This is a genomic window from Mesorhizobium sp. M0074, from assembly GCF_040322975.1.
Classification (GTDB): Bacteria; Pseudomonadota; Alphaproteobacteria; order Rhizobiales; family Rhizobiaceae; genus Mesorhizobium.
Window position 1 is genome coordinate 232,157 of the sequence record NZ_JAMYUM010000005.1, and the last position, 19,369, is coordinate 251,525.

20 protein-coding genes are annotated in these 19,369 nt (G+C 61.4%); 9 read left to right on the top strand and 11 right to left on the bottom strand.

Annotated features, from left to right (window positions below; translation table 11 throughout):
• Positions 1 to 17: 17 nt before the first annotated feature.
• Positions 18 to 575, bottom strand: coding sequence for an FMN reductase (gene msuE / locus NKJ73_RS09430; RefSeq protein ID WP_352569138.1), 558 nt, complete (start codon positions 573 to 575; stop codon positions 18 to 20).
• Positions 576 to 1,150: 575 nt separating this feature from the next.
• Positions 1,151 to 2,443, bottom strand: a complete 1,293-nt coding sequence (locus NKJ73_RS09435; RefSeq protein ID WP_352569139.1) for an Nramp family divalent metal transporter — start codon at positions 2,441 to 2,443, stop codon at positions 1,151 to 1,153.
• A 236-nt stretch (positions 2,444 to 2,679) separates the two neighbouring features.
• Here NKJ73_RS09435 and NKJ73_RS09440 point away from each other — a divergent pair, with 236 nt between their 5' ends.
• The gene (locus NKJ73_RS09440; RefSeq protein ID WP_023677305.1) at positions 2,680 to 2,985 is read left to right on the top strand and encodes a hypothetical protein; all 306 of its coding nucleotides are present in this window, start codon (positions 2,680 to 2,682) and stop codon (positions 2,983 to 2,985) included.
• 238 nt (positions 2,986 to 3,223) lie between these two features.
• On the opposite strand, the gene NKJ73_RS09445 is transcribed toward NKJ73_RS09440, so the two are convergent.
• Positions 3,224 to 4,078, bottom strand: a complete 855-nt coding sequence (locus tag NKJ73_RS09445; protein ID WP_352569140.1) for an aldo/keto reductase — start codon at positions 4,076 to 4,078, stop codon at positions 3,224 to 3,226.
• 229 nt (positions 4,079 to 4,307) lie between these two features.
• Between NKJ73_RS09445 and NKJ73_RS09450 the strand changes: the two genes are divergently transcribed.
• From NKJ73_RS09450 to NKJ73_RS09465, 4 genes are all read left to right on the top strand, one after another.
• Positions 4,308 to 4,943 (top strand): ankyrin repeat domain-containing protein, encoded by a 636-nt coding sequence (locus tag NKJ73_RS09450; RefSeq protein WP_352569141.1) that lies wholly within the window; start codon positions 4,308 to 4,310, stop codon positions 4,941 to 4,943.
• Positions 4,944 to 5,088: 145 nt separating this feature from the next.
• The gene (locus tag NKJ73_RS09455) at positions 5,089 to 5,478 is read left to right on the top strand and encodes an ArsR/SmtB family transcription factor (protein WP_352569142.1); all 390 of its coding nucleotides are present in this window, start codon (positions 5,089 to 5,091) and stop codon (positions 5,476 to 5,478) included.
• Positions 5,475 to 6,008 carry an SRPBCC family protein gene (locus tag NKJ73_RS09460; protein WP_352569144.1) on the top strand — a complete coding sequence of 178 codons (534 nt, stop codon included), beginning with the start codon at positions 5,475 to 5,477 and terminating at the stop codon, positions 6,006 to 6,008. Before NKJ73_RS09455 ends, NKJ73_RS09460 begins: the two co-directional genes overlap by 4 nt.
• 101 nt (positions 6,009 to 6,109) lie before the next feature.
• Entirely contained in the window at positions 6,110 to 6,685 is a 576-nt protein-coding gene (locus NKJ73_RS09465) for a dihydrofolate reductase family protein (protein WP_352569145.1), read from the top strand.
• 64 nt (positions 6,686 to 6,749) lie between these two features.
• Here the strand turns inward: NKJ73_RS09465 and NKJ73_RS09470 are convergent, their stop codons facing one another.
• From NKJ73_RS09470 to NKJ73_RS09495, 6 genes are all read right to left on the bottom strand, one after another.
• Positions 6,750 to 7,550: a class I SAM-dependent methyltransferase gene (locus tag NKJ73_RS09470; RefSeq protein ID WP_352569146.1), complete on the bottom strand. Its 801-nt coding sequence runs from the start codon at positions 7,548 to 7,550 to the stop codon at positions 6,750 to 6,752.
• Between the two features lie 152 nt (positions 7,551 to 7,702).
• The gene (locus NKJ73_RS09475; RefSeq protein ID WP_352569147.1) at positions 7,703 to 8,614 is read right to left on the bottom strand and encodes a DUF930 domain-containing protein; all 912 of its coding nucleotides are present in this window, start codon (positions 8,612 to 8,614) and stop codon (positions 7,703 to 7,705) included.
• Between the two features lie 183 nt (positions 8,615 to 8,797).
• Positions 8,798 to 9,547, bottom strand: coding sequence for a glucose 1-dehydrogenase (locus NKJ73_RS09480; protein ID WP_352451446.1), 750 nt, complete (start codon positions 9,545 to 9,547; stop codon positions 8,798 to 8,800).
• Between the two features lie 47 nt (positions 9,548 to 9,594).
• Complete coding sequence (locus NKJ73_RS09485) at positions 9,595 to 10,599, bottom strand: sugar-binding protein (protein ID WP_352489989.1); 1,005 nt, start codon at positions 10,597 to 10,599, stop codon at positions 9,595 to 9,597.
• Between the two features lie 51 nt (positions 10,600 to 10,650).
• Positions 10,651 to 11,712, bottom strand: coding sequence for an ABC transporter permease (locus tag NKJ73_RS09490; protein WP_023677317.1), 1,062 nt, complete (start codon positions 11,710 to 11,712; stop codon positions 10,651 to 10,653).
• A gap of 55 nt (positions 11,713 to 11,767) precedes the next feature.
• Positions 11,768 to 12,508: an ATP-binding cassette domain-containing protein gene (locus tag NKJ73_RS09495; RefSeq protein WP_023677318.1), complete on the bottom strand. Its 741-nt coding sequence runs from the start codon at positions 12,506 to 12,508 to the stop codon at positions 11,768 to 11,770.
• Between the two features lie 443 nt (positions 12,509 to 12,951).
• Between NKJ73_RS09495 and NKJ73_RS09500 the strand changes: the two genes are divergently transcribed.
• The 3 genes from NKJ73_RS09500 to NKJ73_RS09510 all read left to right on the top strand — a co-directional run bounded on the left by NKJ73_RS09500 (position 12,952) and on the right by NKJ73_RS09510 (position 16,656).
• Positions 12,952 to 14,385, top strand: coding sequence for a coiled-coil domain-containing protein (locus tag NKJ73_RS09500; protein ID WP_352569148.1), 1,434 nt, complete (start codon positions 12,952 to 12,954; stop codon positions 14,383 to 14,385).
• Between the two features lie 132 nt (positions 14,386 to 14,517).
• Entirely contained in the window at positions 14,518 to 16,080 is a 1,563-nt protein-coding gene (locus NKJ73_RS09505) for a serine hydrolase (protein WP_352569149.1), read from the top strand.
• Between the two features lie 255 nt (positions 16,081 to 16,335).
• Positions 16,336 to 16,656, top strand: coding sequence for a hypothetical protein (locus tag NKJ73_RS09510; RefSeq protein ID WP_352569150.1), 321 nt, complete (start codon positions 16,336 to 16,338; stop codon positions 16,654 to 16,656).
• Between the two features lie 46 nt (positions 16,657 to 16,702).
• Here the strand turns inward: NKJ73_RS09510 and NKJ73_RS09515 are convergent, their stop codons facing one another.
• Positions 16,703 to 17,644: a hypothetical protein gene (locus tag NKJ73_RS09515; RefSeq protein ID WP_352569151.1), complete on the bottom strand. Its 942-nt coding sequence runs from the start codon at positions 17,642 to 17,644 to the stop codon at positions 16,703 to 16,705.
• Positions 17,645 to 17,909: 265 nt separating this feature from the next.
• On the opposite strand from NKJ73_RS09515, the gene NKJ73_RS09520 reads away from it, so the two are divergent.
• A complete protein-coding gene (locus NKJ73_RS09520) occupies positions 17,910 to 18,350 on the top strand; it encodes a lipid-binding SYLF domain-containing protein (RefSeq protein ID WP_352451439.1) in 441 nt (146 codons plus the stop codon).
• Positions 18,351 to 18,368: 18 nt separating this feature from the next.
• Here NKJ73_RS09520 and NKJ73_RS09525 read toward each other — a convergent pair whose 3' ends face one another.
• Positions 18,369 to 19,001, bottom strand: a complete 633-nt coding sequence (locus NKJ73_RS09525; protein ID WP_023677324.1) for a TetR/AcrR family transcriptional regulator — start codon at positions 18,999 to 19,001, stop codon at positions 18,369 to 18,371.
• Between the last annotated feature and the right edge of the window lie 368 nt (positions 19,002 to 19,369).

Genomic DNA, 19,369 nt, shown 5'->3' on the forward strand with positions numbered 1-19,369 from the left:
TCGGGTCAGTGGTGCGTTCAGGCGGCAAGGCCGACGCCGTAGGGCACTCCGGTTACACGGCATGCCTCGGCGACCGCCTGCCGGGCGCGGGCGTGGATCGGTTCCGACACCAGAACACCATTGGCAAAGTCCTTGTCGGAGGCGTAGATCGCGGTCGGTACGGTCAGCGCCTCGAAGAAGCCGAACAGCGGCCGCAACTGGTGCTCGACGATCAGCGAATGGCGCTCGCCGCCGCCGGTCGCGGCGAGAATGACGGGCTTGCCCCTCAGCGATGACGGATCGAGCAGGTCGAAGAAGTGCTTGAAAAGCCCGGTATAGCTGCCTTTGAAAGTCGGCGAGCCGGCCACCAGGATGTCGGCGCCCAGCAGCCGTTCGACGATGTTGCGCGCCGCCGGGTCGAGGTCGCCGAGGCGCCTTGCCTGCGGCAGAGACGCGCCGAGATCCTCGATGTCGAAGACGGCCGAGGCCGCGCCGATGCTTTCGGCGGCCTGCCCGACAATGTGGCTGACGAACGCCTTGGTCTTCGATGGCCGGGTCAAATTGCCCGACAGCCCCACTACGAGCTTTTTCGACATTCCTGGCTCCCTCTCAAGCGCTCTATTTTAAGATCTTGGTTCTAGCGATCTATTTTAAGTCTAGAGAGTTTGTAGAATTAAAAGAGCGAGAAAATTTCAAAAGCAGCGCGGTGAGCGAACTGAGTTTGCGGAACACCGCCCGTTATTGGTTCATTCAACGCGGCGTACCGCGCCGGCGCAGTGCATCGACCAGCGATGCAAAGGCCTGCCAGCACCTTGTCCCTCGGGCTACGGTGAGTCAGGCCAATTTGATTCAAATCCGGCTGTGGATATTTGCTTTTAGCTAAATCGAGGCGGTCATCTTGCCGGCGGGCGGGCAACAGGGAGATGCCTATGACAAGCGACTTTGCCGCCGCACACCTGCACCTTGAACGAGCCTGCCACTATTTGAGCGGCGAGGACGAGACGAGCCGCACGGCTCGTGCGGCTCTGGATCTCCTGATCGATGCAATTGTCGCAGCGCAATACAAGCGGCCGGTGGGAGATGTTGTGGAGTTTCCAAGGCCGGCAAAGCTGGGGCAATCCGCAAGCGGGAACGGGTAGTCCAACTGGCGGCGTCCCTTGTCCTGCCGGATTTACATGAACCAGGTGGCCACCAGGCCGATCGTCGCCGAGAAGATAGCGGCGGTCGTTGCCCAACCGAGTATGTTGGTGCTGCGGCTGTTCACCTGCTCCCCCATGATCCTGCGGCTGTTCGTCATCAGCATGATGAGCAGCAGCAAGGGCGGCGTCGAGAAGCCCTGAACGATGCCGGACCAGACCAGCGCCTTCATCGGATTGAAGCCGAGGAAGTTGAGGCCGGCGGCGATCGCCGTAAAAAATCCGATGGCGAGATAAAATTTGGGCGCCTCTCGAGCCCGGGCGTGCAGGCTGTTTTTCCAGCCGATGGCTTGTGCCACATCATAGGCAGCGCCGGTGGTCATGATAGGAACCGCTAGGAAACCGACGCCGATCACGCCTGCGGCGAACAGGACGCTTGCGGCCTGGCCGGCGAGCGGCCGCAGCGCCTCCGCGGCTTGCGCGGCCGTGTCGATATCGTGGTGGCCCGCCTTGTAGAGCGTAGCACCCGTCGACAGGATGATGAAATACATGATGAGATTTGAAAACATCATGCCGATGAGGATGTCCCGGCGAGAGCGACGGAGTTCGCCGGCGGTGGCGCCCTTCCTTTGCCTGAGCGTCGTTCGCCCCTGGGCAATCTCCTCCTCGACCTCCTCATTGGACTGCCACGTGTAGAGATAGGCGGACAGCGTCGTGCCGATGATAGCGACCAGGATCGACAGGAACTCGCGATTGAATTCGATCCTGGGAAGCAGCGTCCCGCGCAGCACCGCCGCGGCGTCCGGCTTGGCCAGAATGGCGGCACCGACATAGGCGAGCAGCGCCAGCGCCAGCCAGCGAAAGATGTTGCGGATCAAAGTATAGGAGCCGAAGACCTGGAGGGCGAAGATGAGGACGGCGACGAACAGCACGATCAGCGGAATGGGAAGCGGCACGAACATATTGATCGCCGCGGCCATTCCGCCGAGATCGGCCGCTGCCTCGATGGTGTTGCCGACGAGCACACCCAACAGCACCGACCAGAGCAGCCACCGCGGGTAGAAGTCCTTGATGACGTGGAACAATCCGCGCCCCGACACCTGGCCGAGCTTCGACGACAGGTAGACGACCGCGTACATCATCGGCAACGTTACCGGAGCCGTCCAGAGCAGGTCGGGTCCGAAACGGGCGCCGGCACTGGCATAGGTGCCTATCGCGGAACAATCGTCGTCGGCCGCCCCTGTTATCAGGCCGAGGCCGAGCGCTCGTCCTATGCCGCCTTTGCCCTCCTTCGGTGGGATGGAATGATCGGAACCGGCCTGCCTCATTGCGACCGGACCGGGTTGCGAACGAAAGACGCGGCCTGCCATGCAATAATGGTAAGGATCGGTCGCGGCGCTGGTCTCATTTTGCTTCCTTCCACAACTTGCCCAAACCCGGCGTGCCATGACTTGTTCCGCGACGACCGGACAGGGGTTTTGGCTCAGGCAAAAAAGTTCGGGTTGACCGCTTCCGAACGCGAAGCGACTATCCGTTCGAGGCGAAGATCGCAGGAGGAAATGCAATGGACGAGCCCGGTCAGTGGCGCCACATGTCGAGCGCGCCGAGGGACGGCAGCAGAATCCTTGTCACGGTTCGGCCGTCCGAACAGGGTCCGGCCGAGGTCGACATGGCTTACTGGGCCCGCGCCGATCAGTTCGGCAGCGAAGGCTGGCGCGCCTCCGACTCGTCTCCAGGACGCATCGTCGAATATGCCGAACCCGAGCTGAAGTGCTGGATGCCGCTGCCGTCGGCCAATCTCAGCAAGGGATCGATGCCGAGCCCCTGGGAGGGCGAAGATGTGCCGCTGGTGGATGGCTCCGGGATATGAGCTAGCGGGAAGGGTAGTTTTGATCGCTGGCGGGACAGCGCCCCGGACAGCGCCCCCCTCTGTCCTGCCGGACATCTCCCCCACAAGGGGGGGATTGGCCCTCATCTCGGCTTTCGCTAGTCTCCAACGTTGCAAGAATGGCGCTGCCGTTGAAGCTGCCAATCTCCCCCTTGAGGAGATGTCCGGCAGGGCAGAGGGGGGTGTGAAGGAATGCAAACGTCCCGGTTGGCCCGCCTCGTTAGAACAGGAATGCGGCCGTGGCGGGGTTCGGGCCGGTGCGGCCGTCGGACGAATCCATGCCCCGGATAAGCTCGAGGTCCTTCGCTTCCAACTCGAAATCGAAGACATCGAAATTGGCGGCGATGCGGTCCTGGTGGATCGACTTTGGAATGACGATCAGCCCTTCCTGAAGGTGCCACCTGACGATCGTCTGCGCCACCGACTTGCCGTGTTTCCTGGCGATGCTTTCAAGCGTCGGATCGCTCAACAGCCGGCCGCTGCCCAGCGGGCTCCAGCTCTCAATGCGGATGTTGTGCCTGTCGTGGAATTCACGTTTGTCACGCTGCTGGAAGCGGGGGTGGAGCTCGATCTGGTTGACGGTCGGCGTGACGCCGGTCTCGCCGATGATCCGTTCGAGGTGGTCCTGGTTGAAGTTCGAAACGCCGATCGACTTGATCCGGCCTGATTGCCTGAGTTCGATCAGCGTCTTCCAGGCCTCGACATATCTGTCCTGGCTGGGCACCGGCCAGTGGATCAGGAACAGGTCGATCTGTTCGATGCCGAGCTTGCTCATCGTCTCGTCGAAGGCGCGCAAGGCGGCGTCGCGCTGATGTGCGCCGTTGCGCAGTTTCGAGGTGATGAACAACTCGCTTCTCGGCACGCCGGCCGAGCGGATCGCCTGCCCGACACCTTCCTCGTTCTGATAGCCTTCGGCGGTGTCGATCAGCCTGTAGCCGGCCTCGATCCCCCAGCGCACCACCTTGGCGGTGATGGCTGGATCGACCTGCCACACGCCGAGGCCGATTTGCGGAATGGCGGAGGCGTCGTTCAATCTGATTTGTTCAGGTCTATTCAGGGTAATCTGTTCAGGCATGTTCAGGTCCTTCTGCATCGCTCCGCCCGGCGCAGGCTCTATCTAGTCTGAATGGCCGCCAAAGCCAGTCGATATCAGGAGAATGTGAGGAGACGGACGTGAAGCGCTGATCCTCCGCTTCGGGCCGACAGCTCTCTGTGACCCACGGGCTCCAGGGAACTCTATACAGGACGACCCCACTATCGCGGATTCTGTGGTATTCTGTGGACTATCCGAGGAGGCGACTGCGTTGACCAACAGCTTGGAAGCCGAAGGGGCAAGAGACTGGTCGCCCCTGCTGGTCGCGGCAGAACAAGGCGATGCGGAGGCGGTTCGATCGGAATTGGCGGCTGGCGCCGACATCAATCAGTCGGACGACGGCGGCTGGTCTGCACTTCACCTTTCAGCCCTCAATGACCGCACAGCTGTGGTGGAGGCCCTGATCGAAGACCCGGAAATCGACGTGAATTCCAGAAACAAGTGGAAGAGCACGCCCTTGAGCCTTGCGTCGGCCAAGGGACATTACGCGTGTATCTCAGTCCTCGTGAGACACCCCCAAATAGAGATCAACGCGCGAGCTGACTACTACGGCCGAACGGCTCTTATCGAGGCGGCGAAGAACGGGCATCTCGAAGTCGTCAAGTTGCTCGTGGAGAATGGCGCGGAAGTAAATCTGACCGACAAGACGGGGAGAAACAACGCGCTCATCGAGGCTATCAAGGGGCGGCACTACGAGATCGCGGAATACCTGCTGGATTCTGGGAAAGTGAGCTTTATCAACAAAGAGATGAGGCTAAACGCCCTGATCTGGGCTGGCAGCTGCCACAACCCTCAGCTTATCGAAAAGCTGGAAGCCGCGATCCACAGTTTCTTCAACGGCAAATAAGGGCCTCGCCCTTACTGTCGCGGGGCGCGTCCGTATCTCCCGTCACGTCGACACGCTTGATGGCGCAAACGGCCCCGCGGCGCTTCACAAAAATTATTCAACCAAACGGTTGACTATCTCAAAGCGTGCGTCTATATTCAACTACATGGTTGAATTAGAGACACCCCAGATGGACGCGGTTTTTCACGCCCTTGGCGACGCCACCCGGCGGCACATGCTTCGCGATCTCGCCGATGGCGAGAAAACGGTAAGCCAGCTGGCGGAACCCTTCGCGATGTCGCTCGCGGCGGCCTCCAAGCACATCAAGGCGCTGGAGAACGCAGGGCTTATTCGTCGAGAGGTGAGGGGTCGCACGCATCTGTGCCGACTAGCCCCTGGACCGCTGGCCAGCGCCCATCAGTGGCTCAGCTTCTACGAGCGCTTCTGGACCGGTCGTCTCGATGTTCTCGAACGCCTTCTTCGCGAAGAGGACGCACGCAAAGCCCAGGATGAGTCCAGGAAATCGCCCAACCCGAAAGAAGGAGACGAGCAATGAACCAGATGAGAACCATCGACGCCTATGGCGAGCTGAGCGAGCCCGCCACGTTCACCATCCAGCGCCTCTTGCCCGGCCCCATCGAGCGCGTCTGGGCCTATCTCACCGAGAGTGACTTGCGCCGGCAATGGATGGCCGCGGGCCAGATGGAAATGAAGGCCGGCAACTCGTTCGAATTGGTCTGGCGTAACGACGAGCTGACGGACCCGCCTGGCCAGCGCCCCGCGGGCTTTCCCGAAGAGCATCGGATGGAGGGCCGGATCACCGAACTCGATCCGCCGCGCAAGCTTTCCATCACCTGGGGAAACACCGGCGGCGTCTCCTTCTTGCTGGAGGCGAAGGGTAGCGATGTGCTGCTCACCGTCGTTCATCGCCGCCTGCCGGAACGTGCAATCCAGCTCAACATCACCGCCGGCTGGCACATACACCTCGACCTGCTGGCCGCCCGCCTGGCGGGCAAGACACCGACCTCGTTCTGGGACGGCTGGAACCGCCTGCGGGAAGAATACGACAGCCGCCTGCCGGCCTGATGTAACTCGCGGCGGCCATCCCTGAGGTCGCCGCCAGCAACACGAAGCAACGATGAACCGATGAAACGTGCTTGCATCCCGCAAGCCTGATGGAGGAAGTCATGCGCAAATTGATCGCTGGAATGAAGATTTCCGTCGACGGCAAGATGGAGGGACCCGAGGGTTACGCCGATTGGGTCGACGCGTGGTCGGACGAATACGGCCTGACGCCGCAAATCGACGCTTGCCTGCTTGGCAGCGTCATGTATGCCGGCTACGAGCGCTACTGGAGCGCCATCCAGAACGAGCCCGACAAGCCGCTGCCGATGACCGGCAAATTGCCGAAGCCGGCCGAGCTCGAATGGGCCCGCTTCGCCGCGCAGACCCCGCATTATGTGCTGTCGAACACAATGACTTCGGCGGCCTGGCCAAAGACGCGCTTCGTGCGGAATTTCGAGGATATCGCTGCACTGAAACAGCAGCCCGGCAAGGACATCTACCTTATGGGCGGCGCCCGAATTACCGCGAGCCTTATCGATGCCGGGCTGGTCGATGAGCTCAGGCTCATCGTCTATCCGCTGCTCGCCGGTGAAGGAAAGCCGCTGTTTGCGACGGCGAGAAATCGTCGTGGGCTCGAACTGCGCAAGGTCGAACAGCTTTCGGACGGCCGCGTCGGGCTGGTCTATGGGATCGGCTAAAGCGCTTCGCGTTCGATCGGCCTCATGCGACGCGCTTTTTGCGCGGCATGCATTAGCGCCAAGGTCAGGCAACGACGCCGCGGCAGGCCCAGGCGACATTGGCAAAGGACCTCGGGCCGTCGGGCCGGCCGGCCTCATAGGCGTCGCGCATGGCGGCGTCGGTGCGCGCCCGCTCTTCCGGGTCGAGCGCGGCCACATACTTGCCGAGCGGCCCTTCGCCGGCGGCAATCGGCGCCCAGTAATCATCGAAATTTTGGTAGTCCATGCGGATCATCAACTGGGTTTCCGTAACGTCGCGGAGACCCTGTTCGACAAAGGTCCGTTTCATTTCACCCGGCTGCATCATCGGCTGCGTGCAATAGCGGGCACGCAGCTGGCGTCCGCCTTCACTGAGCACCGCCACCGTGTCGATCATCATGCGCATCCCCGGCATGCCGCCGAGATGGTCCCATACCGTCGCCGCGACGACGCCGCCCGGCCGCACGACGCGGCGCATCTCGGCGACTGCCTTGGCGGCTTCCGGCACGAAATGGAGCACGAGCAGGGCCAGGGCACGGTCGAACGCGCCATCCTCAAAGGGCAGGGCGCAGGCATCCGCCTGACGGATTTTTATCCGCGGATCGGTGTTGCGCCGGATTGCCTCCTCGACGAAAACGGCCGAAAAGTCGATCGCCGCGACCTCACCGAGGTCAGCGGCCTTGACGAGCGCGAAGGTCAGACTGCCGGTGCCGCATCCGACGTCGAGGATCTTTTCGCCGTCCTTGAGGCCCGCGAAGCCGATGAACAGCGGCGCGAGCTTTTGGCTCCAGCGGCCCATAAGCTGCTCATAGCCGGCAGCATGGTGAACGTTGAAACTTGAAGTCATCGAAGCCTCCTCCCAAAGCCGTATGCTAGACTTCGGCAGCCGCTGACGAAAGCCACTTTTGGCGCGTGTTGGTTCGGCAGCCCGGAGCGCGCGAAGACATCGCCGGCCGGATTTGATGGCGCCGGCCAGCCAGCCTCCGTGGCCTCGACCACCTATTCGGCGGGCAACCCGCGGCGCTTCCATTCGCTGCGCGGCACCGGATTTCCAACACGAAAGGCAAACGACACGACTCTCGTCGCGTCCGGATCGACCTCGCAGCGAAAGCTCAGATCGTACCACTGCCCGTTTGCAGGGAACGGCGCACTGGCGACTTTCATGACCGTGCCGGCCTTCAGCCGATACTCAAGCAGGCTGTTTGGGAAATAGGGGGGCGACGCGTGCACCAATTGCTGTGCGAGTTCCGTGTTGCAGAGCTGACCGATCCGCACGGCGCGCGGCACATTTTTCATCGCGGATGTCGCTACCGGATCACCGGTTGCTGATTTCGAGAACAATCTCTTCGCTTCCTGAAGCTTCAAGGGCCTTTGCACTTTGGCGACATCCGCTGGCTTGGGCTTCGGCGGCGGTGATGCGCCAGGCGACGGAGCCTGGTCTTTCCCCTCGACCGCTGTCACGGCAGGTGGCTGTGCAAGATCCTGGTTACTGGGAACTTGCGGCGCTGGCGGTTGTTCCGAACCATCCTCCGCACTGTTGCCGTCCAGAGACTTGCGAGGACCGGCGTCCTTCTCACCGAATTGGAAGACAGGTCTCTGCGCGGCGACCTCACGGCTCGCCGGGGTCTCGACCTTGGCTTCCGGCTGCTTTTCCGGCTTGGGCGGTTCAGCGGGGGACGGAGGTTTGGTTTTTTCCGGCGGTTTAGGCGGCGGCACGATATCCACTGCGATGGCCTGCTCCTTCTTCGGCTGCGGGGGCGACAGCGGCAGTGCGGACAAAAGAAGCGCGGCGGCGAGCAAATGCACGACCGCGGAGGCAGGCAAGGCCCACCCGAATACCCGGCGCTGATCCCGTATGTCGTCCTTCATCGTAACCGGTGTGTGGAATGAAATATTGGCGGCATCAAGCATCGATGCCGCCGGACGTCGAAATAACCCGTTGCGAATCGAAAGTCGGCGGCTGCAACACGGCGCGGCATCCAATCGTGTGGCGTCGGCGTCCGCGCAGGGGACCGGGCCAGCAGCGCATGCAGCAAGTCGTTATTTCAGGCGGCTAGCAGGCACGCCCTGCCGGCACGGTGTCGCCGGTTGAAATCACAGGGAAACCGATAGCCCGCCGTCAACCGCCAGCACGTGCCCGTTGACGTAAGCGGCAGCGTCGGAGGCGAGAAACACCACGGCTCCGCCGAGCTCCTCAGGCTGGGCCCAGCGGCCCGCGGGGGTTCGTGCCTCGACCCATTTGGTGAAGGCCTCGTCGCGCATAAGTGCGGTGTTGAGCTCGGTGGCGAAATAGCCGGGGGCGATCGCGTTGACGGTGATGCCGTGACGGCCCAGCTCAGCGGCAGTGGAGCGTGTCAGCCCGTGCAGGCCCGCCTTTGCCGCCACATAGGCGTGAATGGTGGGACGGCCAAGGATCGCTGCGACCGATCCGGTGTTTATTATGCGCCCGAACTTGTTTGGCAGCATCAGGCGCACGGCGTCGCGCATCATGCGGAAGCAAGCCGACAGATTGACGGCAACCACATGGTTGAAATCCTCGTCCTGCCATTCGACCAGCGGTTTCCGATGCTGGATGCCGGCGTTGTTGACCAGAATATCGAGGCGGCCGTGGCGTTCGACGATTCCTTCGAGCGACGCCCTTGAGATCGCCGCGTCGGTGACATCGAACGGCAGGGCTTCTGCACCGATCCTTTCGGCGGCCGCGGAAAGGGCGGCCATGTCGCGCGCATTGACGATCACCGTCGCGCCGTTTTCCGCAAGTGCCTTGGCCATGGCAAAACCAAGACCACGCGAGGCACCCGTGACCAATGCGACACGGCCCTTGAGCGAGAACAATTCCGGCATTGAGATCCCCTATGAAAAGGGCGGGAGTTTCCTCCCGCCCAAAAGCACTATTTGGCGACGCAGGTGTCGGCTGTCTCCGGAGTGCAGACATCGAGGCCCGTGTAGGTGGGGTCGGCCGGCGGAGCCTTGCCCTCCTTCATGTCCTTCAGCGCCATCATCGTCTTGTAGCCCATCTCGAACGGCCGCTGGCCGACCTGGCCAAGGGAGAAACCTTCCTTCATCTGGTCGATCTGTACCGGAAGCGTGTCGGCAACGACAAGGGCCAGGGCTTTCGAGGCGATCTTGTCCTTGTACGGTGCGACCGCGGCGCGGTTGGCGTCGGGAATGAACTGCGGGAAGCCACCGGTTGGGACGAATGCGTCGAGGTTCGGGTTTTTCGCCATGATATCCTCGAACTGTTGCACCGAAAGCGGGAAATCATCGTTGGTGTAGAGCGGACAGCCTTCGATTTCGGTCCAGCCGTTCTGGCCCGTCAGCCGATCCCCGGGCGAGGCCGCCGATTTGGTGCCCGAAAGTGTATCGCGAATGCCCTGCATGCGCTCGTTGTGGTTGGCCGCCGCGGCGCCGCCGGACTGGATGCAGATCGTGCCGCCTTTGGGCTTGATCTGCATGACAAGCTTGGCGAGGTTCTCGCCGATCTCATAATTGTGCGTGCCGATATAGGCGACGCGCAGATCCTTGTTTTCGGGCAGGAGGTCGGAATCCCAGGTGAGGACCGGGATGCCGGCTTCCTTGGCGGCCTGCAGCGCAACCGCCATCGCCGCGGCGTTCGATGGCGACACGGCGATGCCGTCCACCTTCTTGGCCACGAGATCCTGTACGATCTGTACCTGCTCGTCGCCGCCGCCATGCTCGCCGGGGCCAATATACATGCACTCCACGGCGCCATTGGATTCGGCTTCGGCCTTCTTGCAGCCGTCGCGTGCCTGGTCGAAGAAAGGATTGTTCATGTTCTTCGGCACCAGGGCGAAGGTGTATTTCGCCTGGGCGCCGGAAACGGCGAGCACCATTGCGCCAAGCGCCACGGCGGCCGTCAGCAGATGTTTTTTCATGTGACGTTCTCCTCCTGGGTGTGATCCCGCAAGCCTCCCGCCGGCGGGTTTCTAGCGGCGTTTTTTGGGCATCAAGACTGCCAGCGACGCGGCGAGAATCGATTTGCCGCCGGTTTGCATGCCCAAAAGAACCGCAAGAACGATGAAGGCGCCGACGAAGGCACCCTGCCAGTTTGAATCGATGCCGGCCATCAGCAGCGCATTCCTGATCACCTCGAGGAAGGCCGAACCGATGATCGCACCGAAGGCCGTGCCGGCGCCGCCCATGAGGCTGGCGCCGCCAATGACTGTCGCGGCGATAACGCGCAGCTCGTAGCCTTGGCCCATGGCATTGATGGCCGAGCCGTTATAGCCGAGGAGCAGGAGCGAGGCGAGCGCGGCGGTGAAAGCCGAGAAGACATAGGCCTGGAATTTAATCCAGTTGACCGGAACGCCGGTGAGCCGTGCCGCCTCCTCATTGCCGCCGATGGCGAAGAGATGCCGGGCCCAGGCTGTGAAGTTGAATACGAAGCCGACAATCAGGGCCAAGATCACCATGGTCCAGAATTGTGACGACAGTTCTGGTATCCAATGCGGTGCCCAGTCGTTCGGACCATGCCGCGGCCATTTCCACTGACCGATTGCCTTCACGATCGGAGCATCGGGCCCGAACTGGTAGAGCATCTGGTTGGCCGAGAATACGACCGCCAGCGAGCGCGCGACGGACAGCATACCGAGGGTGACCACAAAGGACGGCATCCCGACATAGGCGACAAAGAATCCGTTGACCGCGCCACAGGCCAGACCGGAGAAAAGGCCCATGGCGAAGGCGACGTACCAGGGATAATGCCAGGTGAGGAACAGGCCGGCGACGATGACCACGAGACCCATGACGGAGCCGACCGACAGATCGATACCGCCGGTGATGATGACGATCGTCATGCCGAGGGCCATGATGCCGAAAGGTGCGAAATTGCGCGTCACATTGGCGACGTTTTCAGAGGTGCCGAAGCTCGGCTCCATCGCAGTCATCAACATGACGAGCGCGATGAGCGCGATCGTCACCCAGAAGGGCTGACTTGAAATCACACGTTGGAGAACTGTTTTTTCCTTGGTCGGGACGAAATCCGACATGGCCGGCCGGCCATGTTCTTCGACTGAGCCCTGAACGCCAACTGACTCCTGAACACTATTCGCCACGGATGGCCCCCGTTATCAGTCCAGTGATTTCCTCGGGCGATGTTTTGTCAGCTGGCTTGTCGGCAACTTTCGAGCCCCGCCTGAGGACGATAATGCGATCTGCCACGGCGAACACGTCAGGCATTCGGTGACTGATCAGCATGACGCCGACTCCTTGTGCTTTGAGGCGTCGGATCAGTTCGAGTACTTCCGCCACCTGGCGCACGGAGATGGCGGCCGTTGGTTCGTCCATCAGCACCAGCTTAGCATTTGAAAGCCGGGTCCGCGCGATGGCGACCGCCTGGCGCTGCCCACCCGACATCTTCCTGACGAGGTCGCGCGGCCGGGTTTCCGATTTGAGTTCCTTGAACAGCGCTGCCGAGCGATCGATCATCGCCTGCTTGTCAAGAATCCTGATCGGCCAGAAGCCTTTCTTGATCTCGCGCCCCAGAAAGACGTTCTGCGCGGCCGTCAGATTATCGGCGAGCGCCAGGTCCTGATAAACAACTTCGATCCCCTTGGCGCGGGCCTGCACGGGCTGGTGGAAGTGGCACACCTCGCCCTCGACTACAATTTCGCCGTCGCTCGGAGGAAAATTCCCGGCCACAGCCTTGACTATCGTCGACTTGCCGGCCCCGTTATCCCCCATCAGACCAACGACTTCGCCTCGCTCCACCTGGAAGCTGACGTCAGTCAGGGCCTGGATAGCCCCGAAATTCTTGGAGACGTGGCGAACCTCAAGCACCGGCATCGCGGTCCTCCCGGGACAACATTTATCGGTCTTGTCCCTGGTCAATGCACAGCAGCTAATCAGCGAAACGTATTCAACACAATCATTTATTAGGTCAGGCCTCCCGGCCGTAACGCGCCTCGTCCGAGTGTGACTTGTAGCTGCTGCAGAGCACCGAGGCGCTCGGCCGATCCTTACAACAGTCACCAGGCGATCCTCAGGCTTGCGCCGCTTCATATCCGTTTCGGGTGAAATGAGTGGGCATTTTGCGAGCGGTGCCAACGCCTCGGGTATGGAGCGCGGCAGAACATGTCATTCAAACACACGAGGACAGTGGCCAAGCCTGTCCCTAGCGTGCGTCGGCCAGAGCGCACGTCAGGAGATGAACCCGCATTCGGGGGAGGCGAGGGTCAAGTGTTGAAAGTCCGCTCCTTAACGGCGCTGCACGAGAGGGATATTCGGTCATGAATTTCAAGGGTTTGATCAAGCGTGCCGAGACTGTGGAGAGAGCGTTCAAGGAGCTCGAAACCGATTTGGCGGATGCGTTTAGCGAATGTCTCAACGTGGACGATCAGTCGCCGTTGAACGACGTCACTGTGCCGGATGAGACTGTATCGGATGAGAATCTCCCGGCAACGGATGACAGCTCGCAGCTCGAGGCCAATGCGGACGCCTTCGAGACCGCACGGCGGCTGACCCCCCATACGCAAACCCGGCTGGCTGCCTTAAGTGCGGTCGATGGGCTCTTTCACGACGCGCAGGAGTATCTGGGGGAGATCAATGCGAAACTGTCGGAGATCGCGACCTCGCATCATCTGACAGGCGAATTCCTGAAACTCCTCCACGGCGACATTCTTCGCGCCAACGAATTGGAGCTGGCAAATACCGGCCTGACCGCGCAGCAAAGAGTGCTGTCCGAACAGCTCCACGAAGCGACCAGAAAGCAGCGCGAGCGCGACAGCGCTATCGAGGCCCTGCAGCAGCACGAGGCGAGCCTGGTCGAGGACAAGGAAGCACTTCGCGGCGCGCTGGCTGCAGCAAGGCTGGAACTCGTCGTGGCAGGCAATGCGAGCGCAAAACGCGAAGCCGAGTTCGGCGAGCTTGTCAAAACGCTCTCGGCCAGAGCGGTCGAGGCCAACAGACGCTCGCGCGAGAACGAGATGCTGCGGGAGAAGCATGTCAGTCTGTCGATCGATCTCGACAAGGCGCTGAAACGGGAGGCCGAGGCGCGGCACAGGCTGGACGAACTCTCGACTATCCATGCCAATGACGCCGCGCAGGTTTCGGAACTGCTGGCCGCGCTTGGCAAGAGCGAGAAAGAGGAAATGCGGCTGCAGAAATCGCTCGATATGGCGCAGACGAAGCTGTCGGAAATGACGGAAGCGGCCCGCATCAGGGACGGTGACAGGGAAGCCGAACTTGCACGCGGTGTCGCGGAGATGACCGGCTTGCGTTCTGAAATCGAGGACCTTCGATCGCGGCTGGAGGCCGCCTCCAACCAGAACAGCGAAGCCGCCAGCGAGATCGCCAGGCTCAAGGCCCAAGCGAGCGACGCGGTGGCCGAAAAGCAAATTGTCGAGCAAAAATTGTCCGCTCTCACGAAGGAGAGCGAAAACGACAAGATGACCCTTTCCGCGGTCAGCGCGAATTTTTCGCAGCTTTCCCTGCAGCAGGCTTCCGAACAGATACAGTTCGACGTCCAGAGGCAGGAATGCGAGGATCTGCGAGCCGAAGTCGCGTCGCTTCAAGCCCGGGTCAAGGAACTGTTGCCCTACGAGCGGCTCCACAAGGTCACCAACGCCAGACCGCGTGAAGACGGCGTGGTCGAGATCACCGCCGCGGTGGCGGAGAAGGCCCGCGCCAGCAGACGGCGCCTCCGCATGCGTGCCGCATCCTAGCTCAGGCGCGGCTGTCTGAATTTCGACTGGTGTGAAGCGGACATCCGTCAATGGATGGCGGGTCGAGCGTGAGGCTGGCCTTCCCTGCGTCGGCCTGCGATAGTGCACGCCGGTGAAGCGGAGGGGCTGAGCATGCGGCTGTTCACAAACCGGAATCACCTCCGGTGGAGGATGTTGGCCTTCATCGCAATCATGGTGCTTTTGCCGAAGGCGGCGTCGGCCGATACCATTCCACCCGACAGGATCGCCACGGCCCTTGCGAAGCTCGAATTGCTTGCCGAAGGCGTCGTCGCGGATGATAGCGTGCCCGGTCTGGCCATCGGCGTCGTGCACGGCGACGAGGTGATCTTCCTCAAGGGATTCGGGCATCGCGAAGCCGGAAAACCGGAGATCGTCGACGCTGACACAGTCTTCCAGATTGCCTCGCTCTCCAAGCCGGTCTCCGCCACCGTCGTGGCGGCGCTGGTCAGCGACGGGATCGCTTCGTGGGATTCCAAGATCGCCGACCTCGATCCGGCTTTCCGGCTCGCCCAGCCCTATCCGACCAGCGAACTCACGGTCCGCGACCTGTTTGCGCACCGCAGCGGGCTTCCCGGCACCGCCGGCGACGACCTCGAGGACATCGGCTATGACCGCGCGGAGATCCTGCGCCGGCTGCGGTTCGTGTTGCCGTCATCGAGCTTTCGTGCCGGCTATTCCTACAGCAATTTCGGACTGACCGAGGGTGCCGTCGCGGCCGCGAAGCCGACGGGCAAATCATGGGAAGAGGTCGCCGAAGAGAAGCTCTACCGTCCGCTTGGAATGGCCTCGACCAGCTCCCGTCATTCGGACTTCATCAAGCACGCCAACCGCGCCGAGCTTCACGCCAAAATCGATGGCGCCTGGACCGCGAAAGTCCAGCGCTATCCGGATGCGCAGGCGCCAGCAGGCGGCGTCAGTTCCACCGCACGCGACCTCTCGCAATGGATGCGCCTTGTGCTCGGCAACGGGGTCTATGCCGGCAAGAGACTCATTGCCGCCGATGCGCTGGACCAGACACATATTCCCTTGACGGCTCGCGGCAAGAATCCCGTCTCCGGAGGCGAGGCCTTCTACGGCCTCGGCTGGAATATCGAATTCGGCCGGCACGGGCCGATCTGGGGTCACGCGGGCGCCTTCAGCGCCGGCGCACGCAGCCTGGTGATGCTCTTCCCCGAGGAGAAGCTTGGCATCGTCGTCGTCGCCAACGCCTTTCCGACAGGCGTGCCGGAGGGGCTGTCCGACAGCTTCGCCGATCTCGTTTTCGACGGAACGCTGGGGAAGGATAAGGTAAAGGCATGGAATAATATCTATGCGAGCATGTTCGGCCCGGTGATTGCGGCGGCCAAGGCCACCTATGCCGCGCCGCCCTCTCCAGCAAGTCCCGTCGAGCCGGCCAGGGCCTATGCAGGCCGTTACTTCAACGACTTCTTCGGCGAAGCTATTGTATCGGGCGAAGGAGACACTCTTGTCCTCAAGGTCGGGCCTGCCGGTGCGCGGTCCTATTCCCTGAAGCATTTCGACCGCGAGCTCTTCGTGACCTTCCCTGATGCCGAGATGCCGGACAGGCCCTCGGCCGTCAGCTTTGCGGTCGGCCCCGACGGCAAGGCGTCGGCCATGACCGTCGAATTTCTCGACGACAATCATCTCGGCACGCTGCGGCGCGTGGGAGACTAGAGCAATTCCAGGAAAGTGCGGAGCGGCTTTCCGTCCATAATTGCGTAAAAACAGATATTTGGAGCGGGTCAGCGACTATCAAAAGCTGAACCGCTTTAGGTCAAAATTCAATCAGCTGGCTGCCGCCAACAGCCGAGATGGTCAAAAAGCAGTCAAGCTTATTATGGTAGGAATCGCCGATAGCGGATTCGACAAATCATGCAAAGACCGACTAACGAGACCAGTCGGCTTTCGTCCCAAATTGGAGACCAGCAGGTGGCCTGGGTGCAGAATTGGGTCTGGCTAGTTAATTGGAACCCGCTGATCGATGAACTCGGTCACATGGCTGGCGAGGCCCTTGATGTCGGATTGCGTAGGATTCTCGAAGACGAGCTCAAAGAAACCGATACAGATGCATCTCCACAGCGATGGGCATCGTGCCATTTCGATGGTCCCCGACCGATTGCCGCTTTGTTCGGAATTGATCAAGGAACAGACATTTTACTCGTTCGGATCGAGGTGCCAGACAACCTTTCTGTACGCGCCGAGACAACACTTGATCTGATGAAGTCATACGCGTTTGTGGCGCCTGACTGATCGTCCGCAATGGGTCGAACCTGGTCGTTGAGTGTTTGGCTCGTTCTCAACTCAAAGACGCCGGGCCGTACTGAAGCAATTTGAAGCAATCGCCGCTGCCCGATGTCGCCTTCGTCAGGAAGGGTTTCGACCGGTCGAGCCATTCCTGGTGCGATCTGGCATCGGCTTCGATTTCATTGGCCGGTGCAAGCTTGACGAAGCCGCGCCCGTTGCTGAAAAGCCAGCACGCGCGGCCGAGAAACCGCCTGCTGCGCTGGCGCAGCAGATCGGCATCATAAAAGACGTCGAGCACCTCCCGCTTGATCTTCCGCTCCTTTTCGGGATTGGCGATCGCAACCTCGATCGGCTCGCCGCCGATCGCATCCTGCAGGTCCTTGTAATCCAGGGCGATCTGGGTAGTGGCATATTTGATGTCGCTCTCGTCCCGGACGATGTTGAACCATAGCATTGGGTTGAGCTCGTTGACGACGAACGATGCTTCGAAATCGCGTGACAGATTGAGAATATCGAACCCCTGAACATCGACGTCGCGCTCGACCAGAAGGATCTGCGAAACCTGCTTGGCGAGCGCCGTTCCGTGGGCGCTGACGGCGGCATTGTTTCCGCCGTGTTCCGGACTGACATAGGCGCCGCCATCATCCAGCAGCGCGTCGAATTCGCCGAGGGCCTCCACGACAGCGCTGCCGCGGGCAACACGCGCCGCCAGTTTGGCGAGAACCTGCTGGAGCTCCGTTTCGCGTTTGCGCTGGTCCTGATAATTCTGCTGAAAAAAGAAGATGAACAGGGACACGCCAATCCCGATCAGGATCACGCCCAGCTGCGAAAAGATATTGCGATAATATTCCAGCAGCTTTTCACGATGGCGTACGTCGTCACGCACACTGTGCGCCACGCGAAGATTGACGATCAGCGAAACGACCAGGAGCCCGGCACCGACCAGGATCAGGCCACCGATCAGCAGGTAGCCATGTCGTGAGTTGAAGTCCATTCCTTTGCCGCGCTCCCGAAACCCCAGACAGCGCAGACTAATACCATTCCGCCTCAACACCTACGATCATCCCCACCATTCGGCCACTGTTCTTACAGCCAGGACTATGCTCGCCATCCGCCTCGTTTCGTGGCGGTCTTCTCGCAGCCGGATTCAGGCCGCGTGCTTGGAACCAATGACGGGCGAGACTGTTCAGCTATGACTTTGATACGACGCCGACGTGCCCGGCCGGCTGGGCATGCGGCGATCTTGAGGAGTTCTCATCATGAAGATTTCGTCCAGATTTCGTTCAGTCGCAGTTGCCGTCATCGCTGCGGCGGCAGTTAGCTTTGCCAGCGTCGCGCATGCCGACAGCGGTACGATCCGCTTCGCCGTCTACAAGGCGGCCTTTTTCATCGGCGGCTCCGGAGGCGAGGGCACACTGACCTTCCATGGTCGCCGATATCCCATCTCGGTCGGCGGCATCTCGGGCGGCCTCGCCTTCGGCGCCTCCAAGACCTATTTCAAAGGTACCGTGCGCCACATACGCCGCGCCCGGGATGTGACGGGGGTGTACGGTGCAGCGGGCGGTGGCGGCGCGCTCGGCAAAGGAGCCCAGGTGATCGTCATGACCAATGACAAGGGTGCCCAACTCGAACTCACGGGCAGGCAGGTAGGCCTGCAAGTCAATGCCGATCTCAGCGGTATGAGCATCTCGCTGAAATAAGGACAGTCACTGCATTCGTTATTCCTTGGATGGGCCGGATTTGGCCGCTCCAAACCGCAGCCCATCCATCAGCAGCGACACCAATCGGCGCGAGCGGTCGCGCCAGTCCTTGGTGTCCGGGGCCGAATAGATGCCGCCCAGCGCATGCAGCACGTCGGAGGCATCGACATCGCCGCGGATCGAGCCGTCGGCGACCGCGGCATCGATCAGCCGCCGCAAGGCGAGCGTCACCCTGCCGGAAACGTCGGAGAACAGGGTTGAGTTGGTCGTGAGCAGGATGCGCAGGCTTGTCGACAGCCCGCGCTTGGTGGCGATGTAGTCGACGAAGCGCTGCATCCATTGTTCGAGCGCCATGTCGGGCGCATGATCGCGGGCGAGTTCGTCGGCCGCCTGGCACAGTCCTTCCACTTCGCGCCGATAAACCACCTCGACCAGGTGCTCGCGGGTTGGGAAATGCCGGTAGAGCGTGCCGATGCCGACGCCGGCCTGGCGCGCAATCTCCTCCAGCGAGGCATCGACACCTTGCGCGGCAAAGGCTTTTGCCGCGACCTCGACCAGCGCATCGCGGTTGCGCTGCGCGTCGGCGCGCAGCGGTTTTGCAACGGCGGCTTCGGTTTTGTCTCCAGAAATGACGGGCGGCTCCGCGGCCAATTTTTTCTCCAGTGTTGATCCGAAGCATAACCGGACAGGCAGGCCCCGTCTCAAGAACGCAGACGCTTCCACCTTCGTTACGTCTCCGACAAATATAATCGCAAGTAAATATAATCACAGGATCGAGTCTGGGCCGGCGTTCCGGCAGGCGGAGGCATCTTGCCCGCCTCCGGTGCACGGCCGGTGGATGACGTCCGGTGGATGACGACGGAGGATATTTCCTCGCGGCCGGCACTCGTCATCTGTTCGGCCGATGCCGTGGGGCAAAAATGAGCCCACGTTGAGCACGATCCCCTCAGGATCATTGGACTGTCCTGCCCCTACAGACAGTTCAGAGAGCACCACCGGCTTGGGCCGGTGGTGCTTTT

What these genes read in the sequence shown, in the direction of transcription:
- NKJ73_RS09465 (WP_352569145.1), top strand. Translation starts at nt 6,110, where the DNA reads ATGCGCAAATTGATCGCTGGAATGAAGATTTCCGTCGACGGCAAGATG.
- NKJ73_RS09520 (WP_352451439.1), top strand. Translation starts at nt 17,910, where the DNA reads ATGAAGATTTCGTCCAGATTTCGTTCAGTCGCAGTTGCCGTCATCGCT.
- NKJ73_RS09460 (WP_352569144.1), top strand. Translation starts at nt 5,475, where the DNA reads ATGAACCAGATGAGAACCATCGACGCCTATGGCGAGCTGAGCGAGCCC.
- NKJ73_RS09500 (WP_352569148.1), top strand. Translation starts at nt 12,952, where the DNA reads ATGAATTTCAAGGGTTTGATCAAGCGTGCCGAGACTGTGGAGAGAGCG.
- NKJ73_RS09455 (WP_352569142.1), top strand. Translation starts at nt 5,089, where the DNA reads ATGGTTGAATTAGAGACACCCCAGATGGACGCGGTTTTTCACGCCCTT.
- NKJ73_RS09445 (WP_352569140.1), bottom strand. Translation starts at nt 4,078, where the DNA reads ATGCCTGAACAGATTACCCTGAATAGACCTGAACAAATCAGATTGAAC.
- NKJ73_RS09490 (WP_023677317.1), bottom strand. Translation starts at nt 11,712, where the DNA reads ATGTCGGATTTCGTCCCGACCAAGGAAAAAACAGTTCTCCAACGTGTG.
- NKJ73_RS09515 (WP_352569151.1), bottom strand. Translation starts at nt 17,644, where the DNA reads ATGGACTTCAACTCACGACATGGCTACCTGCTGATCGGTGGCCTGATC.
- NKJ73_RS09435 (WP_352569139.1), bottom strand. Translation starts at nt 2,443, where the DNA reads ATGAGGCAGGCCGGTTCCGATCATTCCATCCCACCGAAGGAGGGCAAA.
- msuE (WP_352569138.1), bottom strand. Translation starts at nt 575, where the DNA reads ATGTCGAAAAAGCTCGTAGTGGGGCTGTCGGGCAATTTGACCCGGCCA.
- NKJ73_RS09440 (WP_023677305.1), top strand. Translation starts at nt 2,680, where the DNA reads ATGGACGAGCCCGGTCAGTGGCGCCACATGTCGAGCGCGCCGAGGGAC.
- NKJ73_RS09475 (WP_352569147.1), bottom strand. Translation starts at nt 8,614, where the DNA reads ATGCTTGATGCCGCCAATATTTCATTCCACACACCGGTTACGATGAAG.
- NKJ73_RS09495 (WP_023677318.1), bottom strand. Translation starts at nt 12,508, where the DNA reads ATGCCGGTGCTTGAGGTTCGCCACGTCTCCAAGAATTTCGGGGCTATC.
- NKJ73_RS09470 (WP_352569146.1), bottom strand. Translation starts at nt 7,550, where the DNA reads ATGACTTCAAGTTTCAACGTTCACCATGCTGCCGGCTATGAGCAGCTT.
- NKJ73_RS09485 (WP_352489989.1), bottom strand. Translation starts at nt 10,599, where the DNA reads ATGAAAAAACATCTGCTGACGGCCGCCGTGGCGCTTGGCGCAATGGTG.
- NKJ73_RS09505 (WP_352569149.1), top strand. Translation starts at nt 14,518, where the DNA reads ATGCGGCTGTTCACAAACCGGAATCACCTCCGGTGGAGGATGTTGGCC.
- NKJ73_RS09480 (WP_352451446.1), bottom strand. Translation starts at nt 9,547, where the DNA reads ATGCCGGAATTGTTCTCGCTCAAGGGCCGTGTCGCATTGGTCACGGGT.